The organism is Christiangramia sabulilitoris (genome assembly GCF_007050985.1).
Lineage (GTDB): Bacteria > Bacteroidota > Bacteroidia > Flavobacteriales > Flavobacteriaceae > Christiangramia > Christiangramia sabulilitoris.
In genome coordinates, this window is the sequence record NZ_VHSF01000001.1 from 555,469 (window position 1) to 573,254 (window position 17,786).

22 protein-coding genes are annotated in these 17,786 nt (G+C 31.4%); all 22 read left to right on the forward strand.

What is annotated here, in order from left to right; translation table 11 throughout:
* Positions 1 to 138 precede the first annotated feature (138 nt).
* Entirely contained in the window at positions 139 to 807 is a 669-nt protein-coding gene (locus FGM01_RS02570) for a hypothetical protein (protein WP_143409573.1), read from the forward strand.
* Positions 808 to 961: 154 nt separating this feature from the next.
* Positions 962 to 1,405, forward strand: a complete 444-nt coding sequence (locus FGM01_RS02575) for a hypothetical protein (RefSeq protein WP_143409574.1) — start codon at positions 962 to 964, stop codon at positions 1,403 to 1,405.
* 161 nt (positions 1,406 to 1,566) lie between these two features.
* Positions 1,567 to 2,295: a carboxypeptidase-like regulatory domain-containing protein gene (locus FGM01_RS02580; RefSeq protein ID WP_143409575.1), complete on the forward strand. Its 729-nt coding sequence runs from the start codon at positions 1,567 to 1,569 to the stop codon at positions 2,293 to 2,295.
* Positions 2,296 to 2,466: 171 nt separating this feature from the next.
* The gene (locus tag FGM01_RS02585) at positions 2,467 to 2,994 is read left to right on the forward strand and encodes a TPM domain-containing protein (protein WP_143409576.1); all 528 of its coding nucleotides are present in this window, start codon (positions 2,467 to 2,469) and stop codon (positions 2,992 to 2,994) included.
* A 270-nt stretch (positions 2,995 to 3,264) separates the two neighbouring features.
* Positions 3,265 to 3,573: a hypothetical protein gene (locus FGM01_RS02590; RefSeq protein ID WP_143409577.1), complete on the forward strand. Its 309-nt coding sequence runs from the start codon at positions 3,265 to 3,267 to the stop codon at positions 3,571 to 3,573.
* A gap of 172 nt (positions 3,574 to 3,745) precedes the next feature.
* Positions 3,746 to 4,543: a hypothetical protein gene (locus FGM01_RS02595; protein ID WP_143409578.1), complete on the forward strand. Its 798-nt coding sequence runs from the start codon at positions 3,746 to 3,748 to the stop codon at positions 4,541 to 4,543.
* Positions 4,544 to 4,688: 145 nt separating this feature from the next.
* Positions 4,689 to 5,279, forward strand: coding sequence for a hypothetical protein (locus tag FGM01_RS02600; protein ID WP_143409579.1), 591 nt, complete (start codon positions 4,689 to 4,691; stop codon positions 5,277 to 5,279).
* 135 nt (positions 5,280 to 5,414) lie between these two features.
* Positions 5,415 to 5,966 carry a hypothetical protein gene (locus tag FGM01_RS02605; protein ID WP_143409580.1) on the forward strand — a complete coding sequence of 184 codons (552 nt, stop codon included), beginning with the start codon at positions 5,415 to 5,417 and terminating at the stop codon, positions 5,964 to 5,966.
* Positions 5,967 to 6,168: 202 nt separating this feature from the next.
* Positions 6,169 to 6,891, forward strand: coding sequence for a carboxypeptidase-like regulatory domain-containing protein (locus FGM01_RS02610; RefSeq protein ID WP_143409581.1), 723 nt, complete (start codon positions 6,169 to 6,171; stop codon positions 6,889 to 6,891).
* 294 nt (positions 6,892 to 7,185) lie between these two features.
* Positions 7,186 to 7,554, forward strand: a complete 369-nt coding sequence (locus FGM01_RS02615; RefSeq protein ID WP_143409582.1) for a hypothetical protein — start codon at positions 7,186 to 7,188, stop codon at positions 7,552 to 7,554.
* A 152-nt stretch (positions 7,555 to 7,706) separates the two neighbouring features.
* Complete coding sequence (locus tag FGM01_RS02620) at positions 7,707 to 8,051, forward strand: hypothetical protein (protein WP_143409583.1); 345 nt, start codon at positions 7,707 to 7,709, stop codon at positions 8,049 to 8,051.
* A gap of 425 nt (positions 8,052 to 8,476) precedes the next feature.
* Entirely contained in the window at positions 8,477 to 9,340 is an 864-nt protein-coding gene (locus FGM01_RS02625; protein WP_143409584.1) for a hypothetical protein, read from the forward strand.
* 147 nt (positions 9,341 to 9,487) lie between these two features.
* Positions 9,488 to 10,171, forward strand: coding sequence for a hypothetical protein (locus tag FGM01_RS02630; protein ID WP_143409585.1), 684 nt, complete (start codon positions 9,488 to 9,490; stop codon positions 10,169 to 10,171).
* A 123-nt stretch (positions 10,172 to 10,294) separates the two neighbouring features.
* Positions 10,295 to 10,534: a hypothetical protein gene (locus tag FGM01_RS02635; protein WP_208012701.1), complete on the forward strand. Its 240-nt coding sequence runs from the start codon at positions 10,295 to 10,297 to the stop codon at positions 10,532 to 10,534.
* Positions 10,535 to 10,537: 3 nt separating this feature from the next.
* On the forward strand, positions 10,538 to 10,900 hold the full coding sequence (locus FGM01_RS02640) for a hypothetical protein (RefSeq protein ID WP_143409587.1): 363 nt from the start codon (positions 10,538 to 10,540) through the stop codon (positions 10,898 to 10,900).
* A gap of 180 nt (positions 10,901 to 11,080) precedes the next feature.
* The gene (locus FGM01_RS02645) at positions 11,081 to 11,386 is read left to right on the forward strand and encodes a hypothetical protein (RefSeq protein ID WP_143409588.1); all 306 of its coding nucleotides are present in this window, start codon (positions 11,081 to 11,083) and stop codon (positions 11,384 to 11,386) included.
* A 275-nt stretch (positions 11,387 to 11,661) separates the two neighbouring features.
* A complete protein-coding gene (locus FGM01_RS02650; RefSeq protein ID WP_143409589.1) occupies positions 11,662 to 12,600 on the forward strand; it encodes an alpha/beta hydrolase in 939 nt (312 codons plus the stop codon).
* A 217-nt stretch (positions 12,601 to 12,817) separates the two neighbouring features.
* Complete coding sequence (locus tag FGM01_RS02655; RefSeq protein WP_143409590.1) at positions 12,818 to 13,747, forward strand: hypothetical protein; 930 nt, start codon at positions 12,818 to 12,820, stop codon at positions 13,745 to 13,747.
* Positions 13,748 to 13,901: 154 nt separating this feature from the next.
* Positions 13,902 to 14,375 carry a hypothetical protein gene (locus tag FGM01_RS02660; protein ID WP_143409591.1) on the forward strand — a complete coding sequence of 158 codons (474 nt, stop codon included), beginning with the start codon at positions 13,902 to 13,904 and terminating at the stop codon, positions 14,373 to 14,375.
* Positions 14,376 to 14,568: 193 nt separating this feature from the next.
* The gene (locus FGM01_RS02665; RefSeq protein ID WP_143409592.1) at positions 14,569 to 15,408 is read left to right on the forward strand and encodes an alpha/beta hydrolase; all 840 of its coding nucleotides are present in this window, start codon (positions 14,569 to 14,571) and stop codon (positions 15,406 to 15,408) included.
* A gap of 137 nt (positions 15,409 to 15,545) precedes the next feature.
* Positions 15,546 to 16,832, forward strand: coding sequence for an erythromycin esterase family protein (locus tag FGM01_RS02670; RefSeq protein WP_143409593.1), 1,287 nt, complete (start codon positions 15,546 to 15,548; stop codon positions 16,830 to 16,832).
* A gap of 160 nt (positions 16,833 to 16,992) precedes the next feature.
* A complete protein-coding gene (locus FGM01_RS02675; protein WP_143409594.1) occupies positions 16,993 to 17,715 on the forward strand; it encodes a DUF2071 domain-containing protein in 723 nt (240 codons plus the stop codon).
* Positions 17,716 to 17,786 lie beyond the last annotated feature (71 nt).

The window sequence follows — 17,786 nt, forward strand, 5'->3', positions numbered from 1 at the left end:
GCCAACAACGGTTAATCGCCAATAGCCGGCACCGTTAGTAAGAAAATAATTAACTTGACCAACAAACCAATACTAAGTCGACAAATCCGCGTCCCCTACTCCGCCAACTGGCGATAACCGAGACCGTTGCCCACAATTATGAAAAAAAGTCTACTAATAACGTTAATATTATTAATTTCTAACTCAGTTATATCTCAAAATTTATTAAATGAGAAATACTATTTTGTAAATGGAACTGAACTTTTCGGAATTAAGAAAAGTAATGATACAATTTTCGAATTTAAGTGTAATCCGATTTTCAATTGCTCTGATAGGTATCGGAAAAAATTTAAAATTTTAAAGAATAAAATAATCGAAAACAAAGAAATTCTTGCAATAGAAAGAATAGATTCCATTCCTCTTTCAACAAATCCTATTCCAGCCGACCGATATAAAATTATCGGATTTGAAAAAATACAGAAAGGCAAATTGAAATTTATAAACGAGGCAAAAACATATAAGCTAGATTCACTTTCTGCAATTCCATTTGAAATTGAGTTTTTAAAAGATAAATTCGGATTTACTTACTATACGGAATCGTTTTTGACCGAATTAGAAACTGATTATAATATTAGTGCTGAACAAGCTGAGCGAGTTATGTCTAATTTTAAAAATTATACAGAGCGATTAAAACTTTATGAAAAGACTAAGACTGGCGATATTTACCGCAGTGGAATTATGGCTGAATTAATAGCAGCAGAAATGATAAAATTAAATTTAAGTCCGTTACAAGCAAGAAATAGAATTGAAAAAGCACTACAAAAATAACTGTGGGCAACAACGGTTCATCGCCAATAAGCGGCAGCGTTAGAAGGAAAATAATTAACTTGACCAACAAATCAATAATAAGCCGACAATCCCGCGTCCCCTACTCCGCCAACTGGCGATAACCGAGACCGTTGTGCGTAATTTTCACAAACAAATGACTAAGAAGATATTCCTTCTGATTTTAATATCAATGTTTATCGGTTGCCAAGATAAATCAAATGATAAAAAAGTTGATTTTCAACCAATCTTAGATTCTTTAGAAAATGATGTTCAGAAAAACCTGGATACCGGAGAAAGAATGCTTCATACTTCTAGAAAATATAGATTAGAATCAGATAGTTTACTAAACGTGATCTATAGTGAAACCTTGAAATTAAGAAATATTAATTCTGATTCTTTAGAATCTTCTCAGGAAGAATTTCTTTCAAAAAGAAAAAAAATAGAAGATAGTCTTTGGAAACAAGTCGATTCCATTTATGAGGAAACAGGAATAAGTCCGGAACTTGAAAGAATGACTTCTTATGGATATGTTGGAGCTATAAATATGGAAAGAGCGTCAGAACTGAATAAAATTCTAAAAAACAGTAATCGGAACTAGAAAACAACGCACAACAACGGTTCATCGCCAATTAGCGGCACCGTTAGTAAGAAAATAATTAACTTGACCAACGAACCAATACTAAGCCGACAACTCCGCGTCCCTTACTCCGCCAACTCGCGATAACCGAGACCGTTACCTGCAAGTTTTAAACAAAGTTTATGCAAACAAGAATAAAAGTTATAAAACCTTGTAATCAAGATTGGAACAAAATGACAACTCTTGATAAAGATAAATTTTGTGAAAAATGTCAGAAAAATGTTATCGACTTCACAGGATATAAAAAGAGTAAAATATTAGACTTTTTAAATAATAAAGAGAAAGTGTGTGGTCGAATAGACCAATCTCAACTTAAAGAGAATTTCTTACCTGACAACACTAAGAATTCTTCAATTTCCAAACTAGCTTTCTTAATCAGTTTAGGTTCAATTTTGGGATTTACAGAACCAGTAAATGCAAAACCTAAAGAACATAAAACCGAACAAACAGAAGTTGACAAATGGAAAAGTATACATCCAAAAAAAGAATCAGATTCAATTACTATTGAAGGGGTTGTACTCGATCCAGCTGGTCTAAAACTGCCTGGTGTAAATATTATCCTCAAGGATACAAAGATGGGAGTACAAACAGATTTTGACGGGAAATTTTCTTTTACGATCCCTTCAAATGAATTAAAAGAAGAAAATTATTTAATCTTTTCATTTATAGGATTCGAAACTCAAGAATATAGATTTTACCGAAAAAACAGGTATATAAATATTAAAATGTTGGAGGACAACACCTTTATGGGTGAAGTGGTAATCGTACAAAGAGCTAATATTTTTTATAAAATTGGTAATTTCTTTGGCAATTTATTTTCCAAGAAAGAAAATAATAAAAGCTGTCAATAAAACCAGCAGGTAACAACGGTTAATCGCCAATAGACGGCAGCGTTAGAAAGAAAAGAATTAACTTGATCAACAAACCAATACTAAGCCGACAAATCCGCGTCCCTTACTCCGCCAACTGGCGATAACCGAGACCGTTGTACACAATATTAAAAACAAAACTCCGAACATAAATTGAAAAAAATTCTTCTTATCCTATTGGTTTTAGCCAATTTAATTTCCTGTAAGACATCTTCGGAAAACGAAGGGAAGTACACCAGAGAACGAACAGAAATTCAACATAAGAATGTTCAATTTCCAGAATATAGAGGATTTGTAAATGACTTCAATAATATTTTCACGCACGATCAAATCCAAGATTTAGAAATTCTTCTACACGAGTATGAAAAGCAAACATCAAATGAAATTGCGGTAGTTACAATAAATTCTATCGAACCTTATGATCAAATACAGTGGTATACGACTGATCTTGCCAACTATTGGGGTATAGGTAGTAAAGGAAGAGGTAACGGACTTTTAATACTTTTAGATAATAATAAAAAGAAGATCTGGATATCAACTGGAAAAAAAACTGAAAAAATATTGACTGATAAAATCGTTAAACAAATAATTGATTCTATAATTATACCTGAATTTAAGAAAGATAAATACTATGATGGGATTGTAAAAGGAGTAGAAGAAATTAAGGTGAAGTGGAATTAATACTGTGTACAACAACGGTTCATCGCCAATAAGCGGCACCGTTAGTAAGAAAATAATTAACTTGACCAACGAACCAATACTAAGCCGACAAATCCGCGTCCCTTACTCCGCCAACTGGCGATAACCGAGACCGTTGTGAGCAAGCCAAGAATTAATTCGTAAAGAAAAATATTTTGAAAAATCAAAAAAATCAGAAAAATAAGAAGTCTAGTAAAAGGAGATTTTTAGGATTTATCGAAAGTATCATTGATTTTATTTTCAACAGATAGGATGACATTAGGCAAGCATATTACCCATAGATTTTTAATTTTTGGAATTATTTTATCCATTCTTGGAGTGGGTTTTTATTTAAAATATCTGCTATTTAATGATGGCAAAGAAATTTTCCAATTTCTAATAGGTGCTTTTATTTGGTTATTTTTAAGTGGTTCATTTTTACTATATGAAAGTTCAGAATTGAAGCAAAATTTAAATAACAAAAAGAAAAGAAGATTCAATTTAATAACTGGAATATCTATTTTCACAATTATTGGGATCCTGATTCTTCAATTTATAATTGGTGCTGCAAAAGTTTTTTGATAAGAAAGATTTAAACTAATGGCCAGCTCACAACAACGGTTCATCGCCAATAAGCGGTAGCGTTAGAAAGAAAATAATTAACTTGACCAACGAACCAATACTAAGCCGACAAATCCGCGTCCCTTACTCCGCCAACTGGCGATAACCGAGACCGTTGGCAACAATTTAAAATATGAGAAAAAGCTTAAATTTTTTAGGATTAATAATTGGGATAATAGGAGTTCTACTCGCAGTATATTTCCACTTTTCATCAATCAAAGAAAAAGAAATTAGCTATAACATTCAAAATGAAGCATTAAAAATATACGACTCAGATCTTCTTAAGGAAAATCAGAATATAGCAGTATATCAGAGTGATTCTATTAAAATTGATAAGACAGTATACATTAATACATTCTCAATATGGAATTCGGGAGATTTACCTATATCTAAGAACGATATTAGAAAAGACCTTATTATAAATTTTTTAGGCGTCGAAGAAATTTTAGATATACAAGTTCTAAAAGAAATAGATAAAGAAGTTTCCAAATTCAACTTAATTCCAATTGATTCTGCATCCTATAAACTAAATTGGGACTATTTTGATCCAAAAGATGGTCTTAAATTTCAAATTATATATACAGGTAATTCCAAGGTAGAACCTCAAATAGATACCAAAATTCTTTTAACTGACATAATAGAATATAAGCCTACACAATCAAAAAAATTTCAAGAAAAAGGAATGTACTCAATTTTCATATCAGGAACAGGTTCGATATTCTTATTACTAATCGTTTATAATTTCTTTTCAAAAAAGCCATTAAATCCATTAGCTATATTAACTAATTCCAAGTTACTTCACTACAAACCATTCCGAATAGGTTTTATGATAACGAAATTACTTTTTCTAATTATGCTTATGGTTTATGTTTCATTTTTCATCTATTTATTATACCTCTATTACTTTGGAACAACTAGCGCTCCATTTTAAACAGTTGCCAACAACGGTTCATCGCCAATAAGCGGCTGCGTTAGTAAGAAAATAATTAACTTGATCAACAAACCAATACTAAGCCGACAAATCCGCGTCCCTTACTCCGCCAACTGGCGATAACCGAGACCGTTGTGGTGCATATATGAAAATACTAACTGTAATAACATTTTGTCTGATTGTGGTAACGAGTTCTGCACAAGATTTAAAAGGAAAATGGTTCCTTACTAAAGAAGGAGATACTTATATCGTTCCAGAAAATTTAATCATGGAGGTGAAAAAGGATTCAATTAAGTATTACAGTTTTGATCAATTTGTCTTTACTCAATCTGCAAAAATTGAAGAAAAAAAGATAAAATTCGAAAATGGAGATATTCGAGATTTTGAATTTATAAATCAAAACAGTTTTAAATTCATAAGTCAAAAAGATAAAGATTCAACTAATTTTGAATACGTACGACTTATTCCAACTAAGACAAACCTTCAAAAAGAAGAAATAGAAAATTTATCCTTTGAATTTAATTGGAACGGAGAAAAAATTAAAATTAAATTCAAACAAGAAAAGGGGTTTGAGGAAATAAGTTTAGAAAAAATAGATTCAACATATTTCGCTTCTTTTTATCTGCTAGGAAAAAGAGCAGAGGTACTTCCAATTAAAGAAATAACTTTAGATAAAATGATTCTATACGGAACTCCGGGAAAACCCTACGAAATTGTTGGTGAAAAAATAGAATAACATACGCACCACAACAACGGTTCATCGCCAATAAGCGGTACCGTTAGAAAGAAAATAATTAACTTAACCAAGAAACCAATACTAAGCCGACAACTCCGCGTCCCTTACTCCGCCAACTGGCGATAACCGAGACCGTTGGGCACAATTGTAAAAGTGAGTTTTGTAAAGAAGAATAAATTGACTGAAAAAGAATTAAATAAAAATATCTTAGAAGAGTTTAATCACACAAAAGAAATTCACGGTAGAAATAATAAACTAATTCATCATAAGTCAATTTCTAATTTCATTGATCATCTCGTTCATAAGACAGAAAACCCCTCAACAAAAAATAATAAATCAAATCGAGAGGAATTAGGAAGAATTAGGAAAAAAGAACTCCTCAATGATTATCTGGTTAATCTCAACAAAAATCCAAAAATTGATGAAGAAATTTCTAAAGAGTATTTCCATGATTTTATACAGCCTTTAGGAAATTATATGTCTTCATATTACGGTTTTACATTAGTGGGAAATGGAGTAACAAAATTGATTCTTTTAATAATTATAACAATTTCACTTGTCATAGATTATTCTATTTATTTTTTAACTGAGAAAATTATCTATTTCACAATTTTAAGTGTTGTAATATTTATAGTGCGAAGAATACTTAAATTTAAACAAAGAAAGATTTTTGGTTATAGATACTGATTGAATAATTGTAACTAAACAAAAGTGCCCAACAACGGTTATCGCAAATAGGCGGCACCGTTAGAAAGAAAATAATTAACTTGATCAACCATTAAAACACTAAGCCGACTCCCGAAGCGTCGGGACGCGTTCCTTACTCCGCCAACTTGCGTTTACCGGGACCGTTAGTTGCAAGTTTTAAACAAAATTGAATCCAGTATTTATGCAAAGAAGAATAGAATTAATTAATCCTTGTAATCAAGACTGGCAAACAATGAAAAGCCTTGATGGAAATAAATTCTGTGATAAATGTCAAAAAGAAGTTATTGATTTTACAGGGTATAGTAAGAATGAAATTTTAAAAAAAATAAAGGGCAAAGGAGAGGTTTGTGGAAAACTGAATCCGTCCCATTTAGAAAACAAAACTGGGTCAAAACAATTAGGTAATCAATACTTCTCAAAATTTGCCTTTTTTATTGGACTTAGTTCTATAATTGGTTTGACCGAGCCAGTAACTGCTAATTCAACTAAACCAAAAATTGAGCAAACGGACAAAACAAAATGGAAAAGTGTAATACCTAAAAATAAGGTTCAAGATTCAATTACAATTAAAGGGAAGGTTACTGATTCAGAAGGTCAACCGATACCTGGAACCAATGTTATTTTCAAAAATTCAAAAATTGGAACACAAAGTAATTTAGAAGGAGAATTCAATTTGAAAATTCCCACTGAAAAACTGGGAGAAAAAAATTTCCTGATTTTTTCTTTTATTGGTTTTAAAATGAAAGAGGTGAGATTGTATAAAAATAACAAGTATTTCAATATTCAAATGACTGAAGATTTAACGCCACTTGGTGGTATGATTATAGTTCAAGAGCGAAAAATATTTGAAAAGGTGGGATACTTTTTCCATAACTTATTTTCAAACCACAAAACCTGCAACTAACAACGGTTAATCGCCAATAGCCGGCAGCGTTAGAAAGAAAATAATTAACTTGATCAACAAACCAATACTAAGCCGACAAATCCGCGTCCCTTACTCCGCCAACTGGCGATAACCGAGACCGTTGTGAGCAATACGGATACGTATTCAAAATTGAGATAAATCAATAAGAACTTTATCTTAATTTAAAAGAATAAAAAGCGATAAGATTCTATTCGTAAAAAGAATTAAAATTAATGAATACAGTTTTTTAAAAGATTAATTGAAATAAAAAATTGAATTAAAACTATTGAATGAATGGGACTTTGGAACGAAATATTCAGCTCAAAAAGTAAAAAATCAAATCGGAAAAATCCTGAAGATTATTTTGAAACAGAGATAACCGAATCTTACGTAAAAGTTACACATCCAGAAAGAAAAGATGAACAAATTGATTGGAAAGAAATAGAAGAAATTCAGCTTATTAATACAGACGAAGGTCCATTTCTTCCAGATGTTTGGTTGATTTTGACAGGAAATGGGAAAGGAATTTCAATTCCTCAAGGTTCAGAAGGGTGGATAAAGGTTTATGATATTGTGTCCAAATATGACGGATTTAATTTTGAAAATGTGATAAAATCTGCGAGTTGTACGGAGAATAAAACATTTGATATATGGAAAAAGTAAAGAAAAGTACTGCTCACAACATCGGTTAAGCGCAAATAGCGGGTATTCGAACAGAAAGTGATATTTTAGACACCAAGTAAAAAACAACAAAGCCGAAAAGAACGTGTCCCTACTCCACGCCACTTGCCTTAACCAAGACCGTTGCCCACAATATGCTCAAAAACCTACTATACATATTTGCTGCTATCGGACTATTAAGTATTTGTATTCAAATAGTTCAATTTTTCATAGAAGAAAATCGAACTCAGTCTTATTGGAATAATTGTGAAAAGGTTGAAATTGGAATGAAACTAAATGAAGCAAGAGAAATTATTGGTGATCTAAAATATCAATATTGGACCCAAGATTCTAAGTCTGGAGAAATTATTATCTATGAAAAAAATGGCGAATTAGAATACTCTATAGAATATGATATGATATTTGCAGGTTCTGATAATATGCGATTAATTTTCGACCCTAAAACATTAAAAATAACAGACAAATTCTGTGGAGAGTGAAAAATTGGACTATTCTCAACATATATTTTTACATCTATTTAATCTGCTGCTTAATTTTTACTATTTACAATTGGCAGACATTGTCTTATTAAGAAGGTTGGGGTTTAGTTTATATGATCGGACTAATGTTTTTTGGAGTAGTAGGATTAATAATCAATTATCTACTAAGAAAATTAATTAATGATAAAAAACTTCTAACCTTAATTGATGTTGTGATAATAATTAGCTTTTCAATAGTTTTATCAATAGAACTTCAATTGAATGCATGGATCTAACGCATACAGTGGGCAACAACGGTTCATCGCCAATAAGCGGCACCGTTAGAAAGAAAATAATTAACTTGATCAACAAACCAGTACTAAGCCGACAAACCCGCGTCCCTTACTCCGCCAACTGGCGATAACCGAGACCGTTGGCAAGCATTAATGAGAAAAATTATACTATATATAATAATTCTGATTACAATTTCAAGTTGTAAAGATAAAGCTGCAATTAAGGAGCAGAATAAACCAATTGATACAATCTCCTACAGATATAGTGGATTCAATCATCATAGAAAATTGGATCTTCTTAGCAATAAAAATTTCATATTGCTAGAAAGCTCCGCAAGTTGTTTTGGAGATTATAAAATCTACCGCCATTTTGGAACATATAATCAAAATGATTCAATAATAAAACTTGAACCAAAACAAGTGGAAATTGAAACTTACAATTCTATTGTAGAAAGAGACACGACCTATGAAATTCCATATTCCGACTCGTTAAAAGTTAAAACTGTTTACCAGAAATTTCATTGGAATGATAAAATATATCTTTTATCAGAACAAATTGACAGTATAGTTTATCCAGAATCAAAAAACGACTTCGAACAATTCGCGTCTAGTTATAATTCAGGTGAGGAACCAGAATTTAGTGGCAATTATTTAATTCGAAACGTAGAGAATTCATCAGACAGTATAAATCAAATAATCCCCATAGAAAATCTACCAAAAAAATATCAAGATTTATTTTTGAAGAATCCCGTTTCCGCGAAAATAATTGATAGAGAAAAACTTGTGTTTAACGATGAAGATGTGGATGTCGATTTAATTAAATGGAGAATTAAATTGGATAAAGGATCTATGGATGGTCTAAGAAAAGGTATGCAGTTAATCACTTCTAATAATGAATTTTTCATATTTATAGATTCGATTGCAGAAAATTATAGTTACGGAGAATGCTACGTTTATAATATAGAATCTAAATACTCTAAAATTGGAACTGAGATGAAAACTCGTTGGGATGATTAACGCTTGCCAACAACGGTTCATCGCCAATAACCGGCACCGTTAGTAAGAAAATAATTAACTTGACCAACAAACCAATACTAAGCCGACAAATCCGCGTCCCCTACTCCGCCAACTGGCGATAACCGAGACCGTTACATCCAAGTTTTTATGAGAAATTTTGCACTTCTAATCTTTCTAATTTCTATTTCCCAACCAATGATTGGTCAAAAAATAGAAGGAATTTGGATGTCTTATAATGACAGAATTATTGATGAAAACAATTGGCATTCAAATAACATAGAGGGAATAATAATCAATTTTGATCAAAACGAAATAAGCCAAATTGCATCCGATTCTTCATTTCAAATAAAAATTAATAAAAATGAAAGTCTTATAGAAAGTGAATTTGCTAATCTAAATTCGAAGTATAAATTATATCAAACGGATTCACTAGAAGTTGAAATAGCTTCAAATACAAAATCCGTTTTTCATCCTCTAAATCTTAATCACCCAATAAATACTTCAAAACAGAAAATTGAAAATTTAATTGCTGGAGATTGCTGGAGAATTCTAAACGATTCAATCAAAACAAAATTCCTAAATGATATTCATCCAATTAGTGATTCGAACGGGAATATTAAAATGTTAGAAACAATTTGGGTACAAAGCAGACCAATGGTTGGAAATTGGTTTATAGGTGAAATTAGAAACAACTTCTTTCTTTTCCTGACAATAGAAGATAAAACTGAAAGAAATATTTACCAGATTGTTTCCGTAGAAAAGGATAAAATTAATCTAATTCCTTTACAAGAACATCATTACAAGATTAGAGAAATAAAAACCTGTATGTAACAACGGTTCATCGCCAATAGACGGCAGCGTTAGAAAGAAAATAATTAACTTGACCAACAAACCAATACTAAGCCGACAAATCCGAGTCCCTTACTCCGCCAACTAGCGATAACCGAGACCGTTGTGCGCAATATTCAGAAAATGCTGAACAAAGAAGAAATACTGATAATAAGCGATACCAATGAAAGAGATGGTATGGGAATGGAAGTATGGAAAAATGATAAATTGATATTAGAAATTTTCACTGACGACAGTAAAAAGACCCGAACAATAACATTTTATGAAAAAGAAATTCCATTTGAAGATATGGAAAGATATATGATTCGATATAAGAAAGATCTCTGGGAGTTTGAAAACGAGTAATTAATGGTTCTAATTTTATTAATCCCAATTCTACTATTTAGTTTTCTGGTTTATGGAATATCTAAAAATGATAAAAAACTTGGAGAACAGGATAAAGCTCTCACTGATTCAAGTATAAAATTATTGACATTTACTTTCCTTTCAATAATTGCTTCAGTAATAATATCATTACAAGCAGATATTCCAGCAAGTTCAGGACACGGCGGATTTATTTATATAATTATTCCCGTTATTTCTGGAGTCGCAATATTATTTCTATATCTTATTTCTTTGACAATAAAACCTAGAAAGAAAATAATTCTTGGAGTATTAAGTATTGTTCTAAACATAATAACAGGAATTATTTGCAGTATAACAGATTTTTAAAACAAGAATACAGCGCACAACAACGGTTAATCGCCAATAAGCGGCAGCGTTAGTAAGAAAATAATTAACTTGACCAACAAATCAAACCTAAGCCGACAAATCCGCGTCCCTTACTCCGCCAACTGGCGATAACCGAGACCGTTGTGAGCAATGCTTACCAGAATTTGAACTAACAGAAAAATGACTGAAATACTTAATCGTGACTCAGAATTGAATAAAAACAAAGGGATTAAATTGATTTCTACTTCTTTATCTCTTGCTTTGGTAATTCTAATATTATTAGCCCTAATTCAGATTGTAAGGAATAACTTAAATCTTAATAATCCATTAGTAACTGAGAGTTTAAAATCAGAAATTAATGCTCCACATATTCAAAACGCAATTGCTTATTCAATAGCTTTAATTATCATTCTAATTTTAAAATACCGCACACAGAATATATTGGCAATAATTATCGGGGTATTGACTATTGGAATTTATTTATAACTCACTTAAGCTAGAAAAAGTAATCGTAGAAAAGCACAGCTCACAACAACGGTTCATCGCCAATAAGCGGCAGCGTTAGAAAGAAAATAATTAACTTGACCAACAAACCAATACTAAACCGACAAATCCGCGTCCCCTACTCCGCCAACTGGCGATAACCGAGACCGTTAGGTTTAATTTGCAAATTGAGATTTGAATTCCAAATTGACTGGAAATAATGCTTTTCTCTATTTAAGAAATTTATTCCAAATTTGCTTTATCCAACTGACCATCCAATGAATAAAATATTTAAGACTTTCAAGAAGATCTTTTTAGCATTAATGTTAGTTCTAATAGTACTTATCACTTCGGGATATATTTATCTATATAAAATACCTAAAGGTCCTGAATTAACGGAAGTAAGAACTTTAAAAACCAAATCTGATTCTTTTGTAATGCATGCATATAAAAACAGCGAAAGAAAGTCAATTAAAGTCTGGACCTATAAACCAGAAAACTGGAAAAACCGAGACAGAATTTTATTCGTAATGCACGGAGGTGGTAGAAATGCTGATGATTATTTAGATGCCTGGAAAGAGATTTCAGAAAAAAATAATGTTTTAGTAATTGTGCCAGAGTTTGAGAACAAATTTTCAAAATATACCACGAACGATTATCAAGAGGGAAATCTATTTACATTTTTTGGTTCAAGGAACCCAAAAGAAGAATGGGCTTATCAAGTAATTGAAAATATTTTCGATCAGATAAAAAAAACAAATTCTATTACGAATGAAAACTATAATATTTTCGGTCATTCAGCTGGTGGTCAATTTGTTCATAGGATGATTATGCTAATGCCAGAAGCAAGAATAGAAAATGCTATAGCAGCAAATGCAGGATTTTACACTCTGCCAGAAGAAGATTTAGAATATCCTTATGGTTTAAAAAATACTCCTATAACAGATAGTTCAATAAAAGAATCCTTTACTAAAAAATTAACCATTCTATTAGGTGAAAACGATAATGATCCCAATTTAGAAACTTTCCGCGAAACAGAATTAGCAATGCAACAGGGAAAGCATAGACTGGAAAGAGGATCTAACTTTTATAAAAGAGCGAACACTATGGCTAAAGAAAGGTTATGGAATTTCAACTGGGAAATTGATACAATTCAAAATGTAGGACACAACTATAGGGAAATGTCTTCTCAAGCAATAAATTACATTGCAAACTAAAACCTAACAACGCATAACTCAAATAGGCGGTAACGTTACTAATAAAAAGTTTATATCCACAAACAAACAAAATTGGTAAGCCGACCAAGCCGCGTCCCCTACTCCGCCAACTTGTGTTATGCGAACCCGTTGGCAGTAATTTTAAATAATACCCTCTTGAAGGTATTTTCTGATTGCAAAAAATAATTGATTTTTATTAAAACTATAATTTTCGAAAATGAAAAAGTATTTTATAATTATTATTCTTATTGTTAGCTCAAATTATTTAGCAGGTCAAGAGTCTTTTAAAAAAGTATATGATATTCCTGAAGTAATAAGTTATAAAAGCAGTCCAGATATATGCTTAACTAAATTAGAGAAAGTTAAATTTGAAAAATTATCAAAAGAAGAACAAGACAGTATTCGAAAAATTTTCCCGATTGGTAGTGTAATTGAATATGAAATAGAAAAGAATATTTCAGGAAAAAAAGTCAAAATAAAAGAAACAAAAACTGTAAATGAGGAGTTTTTGAAATCTCAAATTGTTGAAAAGGAGATTCAAATAAAAGAGGGAAAAGAATTAAAAGGTTATGTGAAATTTGAGGATAATAAGCTATATGTAAATCCATATCTTAAAAAGGATGAAAATGGCGATTACGGCAAAAGAAATATTTACTACTATCAACTTCAAAACCGACAAACAATAAAACTCAACTTCAGGGAATGGAATGTATCTGGGCTGACAATCCCTTTAAAATATCGTTTTAAAAATGATGATCAAGGAATAAGTGAAGAATTCAGTAGTGATTTCAATGCAAATTTATTTATAGGAAAAACATTCTATGGGAGAACTTCCTTTTTTCATCGAAAGAAAGTAGGTAATGTTTCAAATACTTGGAAATGGACTGGAGGTTTAATTTTAGGTGCTTCAACCGTCAAACTTAATTCTACAAATACTTCTGCTTCAAATAATCCAGTAGAATCAGGTATTGAAATAACAAAAGGATTAGCATCCATAGGCTTAGGTATAACTTATAGTTACAATAAAATTAATTTTGGAGGTTTCGTTGGTTGGGATTATAGTTTAGGAGATGAATCTGATAGATGGAACTATAATAAAGAACCTTGGGTTGGAGTTGCTATTGGATATTCTTTATTGAAGTTTTAAAACTACTGCCAACAACGGCTCATCGCCAATAACGGGTATCATCGCAAAAGTGTATTTTTAGAAACCAAGAACTAAAACAAATAAGCAGACAACTCCGCGTCCTAACTCCCGAAACTGGCGATAGCCGAGACCGTTGGCTTTAATTTTTTATAAAATGATCCGAACTACATTTGCGTTAATTTTAATGCTTTTAATCGCGTCTTGTGGAAAGAAAAAGAATTCAAATATTTCAGATTCAGAGATAGAAAAACTTAAGGCTGAAAACGATAGTTTAAAAAGTCTCGTTCTAGAATTGAATTCAAAATACATCTTCGATAGTATTTCGATTCGAGATATCCCTAGCTATACAAATAGCTATAAAAAAAATTCAAAAGTATCTTGCGAAATAGTAATTGTAGGATATAATATGGATAATAATACAAATGTGATTTTTGCAGATACCATCTCTTTTAATCCTTTAAAAATTAAAAATCCAGATACTTTAAAACTAGAAAATGGTGGATTCCAATATCAAACTAACTTAAGCTCTAATAGAAAAATTTTAAAGGGAATAATTGAAGCTAATCCAAAGTACGGGAAAGAATATTTAAAAACTTACAGTTCTATGATTTCTATAAAAGATAATTAATTCCTGAAAAATTAAATTCTAAAAAGGATTAAAAATAAAAAACTAAAAGCCAACAACGGTTCATCGCCAATAAGCGGCAGCGTTAGAAAGTAAATAATTAACTTGACCAACGAACCAATACTAAGCCGACAAATCCGCGTCCCGCACTCCGCCAACTGGCGATAACCGAGACCGTTGTAGCCAATTTTATAACATGAAAAGATTTTTAATATTTTTAGCCGCTCTACTGATATTTTCCGTTTCAAATAGTCAATCCTTAGTTCCGGAAGTCAGCGTGAAAGACCTTACTATTGGTAAAACAATTGAAATCAAGTCGAATATTTTAGAAGAAAATCGAGTTTTAAATATTTATCTACCTCCAAGTTATCAAACAGATACTTTAAATTCGTATCCAGTAATCTACTTACTTGATGGTTCCAAAGATGAAGATTTTATTCATATTACAGGAATTGTTCAATTTGGTTCATTTTCCTGGATCAACATGATTCCTGAAAGTATAGTGGTAGGTATCGCCAATATTGATAGAAAAAAGGATTTTACATATCCTTCAAACAATAAATTAGATCAAGACGAATTTCCTACTTCAGGAGAATCAATAAAATTTATAAAGTTCTTAGAGCAAGAAGCGCTACCATTTATAGACAATAAATATAGAACTACTCAAACGAAAACATTAATAGATCAATCTTTAGGTGGACTAGTTGGAACTGAGATACTTTTTAAAACACCACATATATTTGAAAATTATATTATAGTAAGTCCAAGTTTATGGTGGGACGATGAAAGTTTAATAGGAGAAGAAATAGAAGATTTTGACAGTTCTAAGCAAATTTATATTGCTGTTGGTAAAGAAGGAGAAGTTATGGAAAGAACCGCTAAAGAATTGTACAAAAAACTGAATACCTTGAAAATGCTAGAAAGTAAAATTTATTTTGATTTTTTAGAGGATAAATCACATGGAGACGCATTACATCAGGCGGTTTACAATGCATTTGAAACATTTTCGAATAAAACTGGCAACAACAACGGTTAATCGCCAATAGACGGCAGCGTTAGTAAGAAAATAATTAAATTGACCAACAAATCAATACTAAGCCGACAAATCCGCGTCCCTTACTCCGCCAACTGGCGATAACCGAGACCGTTGTACACCATTTTAAAACAAACATTTTGCCCAAAAACTTACTCTCAATTTTCATTCTAATTTCACCTTTTCTTTTATTTTCTCAGAAGAATGAAACAATAAACTGGATAACGAATAACTCTATAGAAATTGAAAATGCAAATCCTGATTCTGAACTAAAAATTTTTAAACAAAATACACCCCAAAAATTTTTTAACGCCAAAATTTATGGGTTTGGAGAAGCATCCCATAACACAAAAGAGTTTTTTAACCTAAAAGCAAAGTTTTTCAAACATTTGGTAATGACTCAAGGTGTCAAAACGTTTATAATGGAAGAATCTTACCAGGCTGAATCGGGAATAAATGAATGGATAAGCGGAGGTAAAGGTGATATTAAGACTATTGCTGAAAATTTTAATCTTGGATTTTGGCGTACTATGGAAATTGTAAATCTTTTACAATGGATGAGAGAATATAACAAAGGTAAGCCTCAGGAAGAACAAATTAAGTTTTATGGAATGGATATTCAAAAAGGTGAAAAACTTAATGAAGAGATACGAAGGTTTGTTGCCAGGAATGAGATCTCAGTCGACAAAAAACTTTTAGCAGCTGTTCATAGTTGCGCAAACAAGAAAATAGACTATAGCAAAAAAGAAGCCTGGTGGCAATTTCAACTTCCAAAATTAAATGAATTAAAACACCAAATACTTAATTCGAACCTGAAAAGTAAAGAGTATAAAAATGATCTAAGAAGTTTAGATTATTTAATAAGTTATACTGAATATGCTTCTTTAGTTAAAGAGAAATATCCGACATCTACGGAGTTCAGAGATCTAAAAATGTTCGAAAATGTAAAGTATATTGTAGAAAACCTATCTAAAGAAGAGAAGGTATTTATTTGGGCTCATAACGAACATATTAACAAAAAAGAGATGTACAGCACAGATAGCGGTATCACAGACCTGGGCCGTAATTTGAAAGATTATTACGGTGATAATTATTACGCGGTAGGCTTCGATTTTGGAATTGGTAAAATTAAAGGATTTGTCACCAGTAAAAATGAGGACAATTATTGGAAAACATACGATATAGAAAAACCAATTAAAAGAACTTATGCAAAAACCTTAATGTCTATAGATAAAGACATTTATTTCATTCAGTTCAACAAAGATTTAGAATTTTTCAACGAAGAGTCAAAGCATTTACTAATTGGGGGTGGTGGCTATCAACCAAAACCTTTACATAGAATTTTAATTCCAAAAGTATATGCAGAAACATATGATGCACTAATCTTTGTAAAAAAGATTTCAGTGCCAGATTACAATTTAAATTAAGTAATAAAACGGTGTACAACAACGGTTAATCGCCAATAAGCGGCACCGTTAGTAAGAAAATAATTAACTTGACCAACGAACCAATACTAAGCCGACAAACCCGCGTCCCCTACTCCACCAACTGGCGATAACCGAGACCGTTGTGCTTAATGCGAAAAAAATGAAAATACCAACAATAAAAGGAATAATTGACAGAAGAATTTTAATCAACTATCAAGTTGACGAAAAAGTATTAGCCGATTATTTACCTAAGCCTTTCAAACCCAAAATAATAAATGGTAAAGGAATTGCTGGAATTTGCCTCATCCGATTAAAAAATATTCGTCCCAAAGAATTACCGAAACATGTTGGAATATCATCAGAAAATGGTGCGCACCGAATAGCAGTTGAATGGATAGAAAAAGAAGAAATAAAAGAAGGTGTTTTTATCCCAAGAAGAGATACATCTTCCAAACTTAATTCTTTAGCTGGAGGACGGATTTTTACGGGAATTCATCATTTGGCAGATTTTTCGGTAATAGAAAAAGATGGGAAATATAATGTTGGATTTAAAAGTCAAGATGGAACATCCTTATCAATTGAGGCTAACGAAACTAAAGTTTGGAATAAAAAAAGTGTATTTGAGAACTTAAATTCTGCATCTGACTTTTTTGAAAACGGAGCAATAGGTTATTCGCCATATAAAAATAACAATGTATACGATGGACTTGAATTAAAGACAATTAATTGGCAAGTTTCACCATTAAACGTTATCAAAGTAAATTCTAGTTTTTTTGAAAATGAAAATGTTTTCCCGAAAGGTTCAATTCAATTTGATAATGCACTTTTAATGAAAAATATTGAACATGAATGGAAAGAATTAAACAGAATGGAAAAGCACTAAGCACAACATCGGTTAAGCGCAAATAGCAGGTATTCCAATGAAAAGTAATATTTTAGAGACCAAGTAAAAAA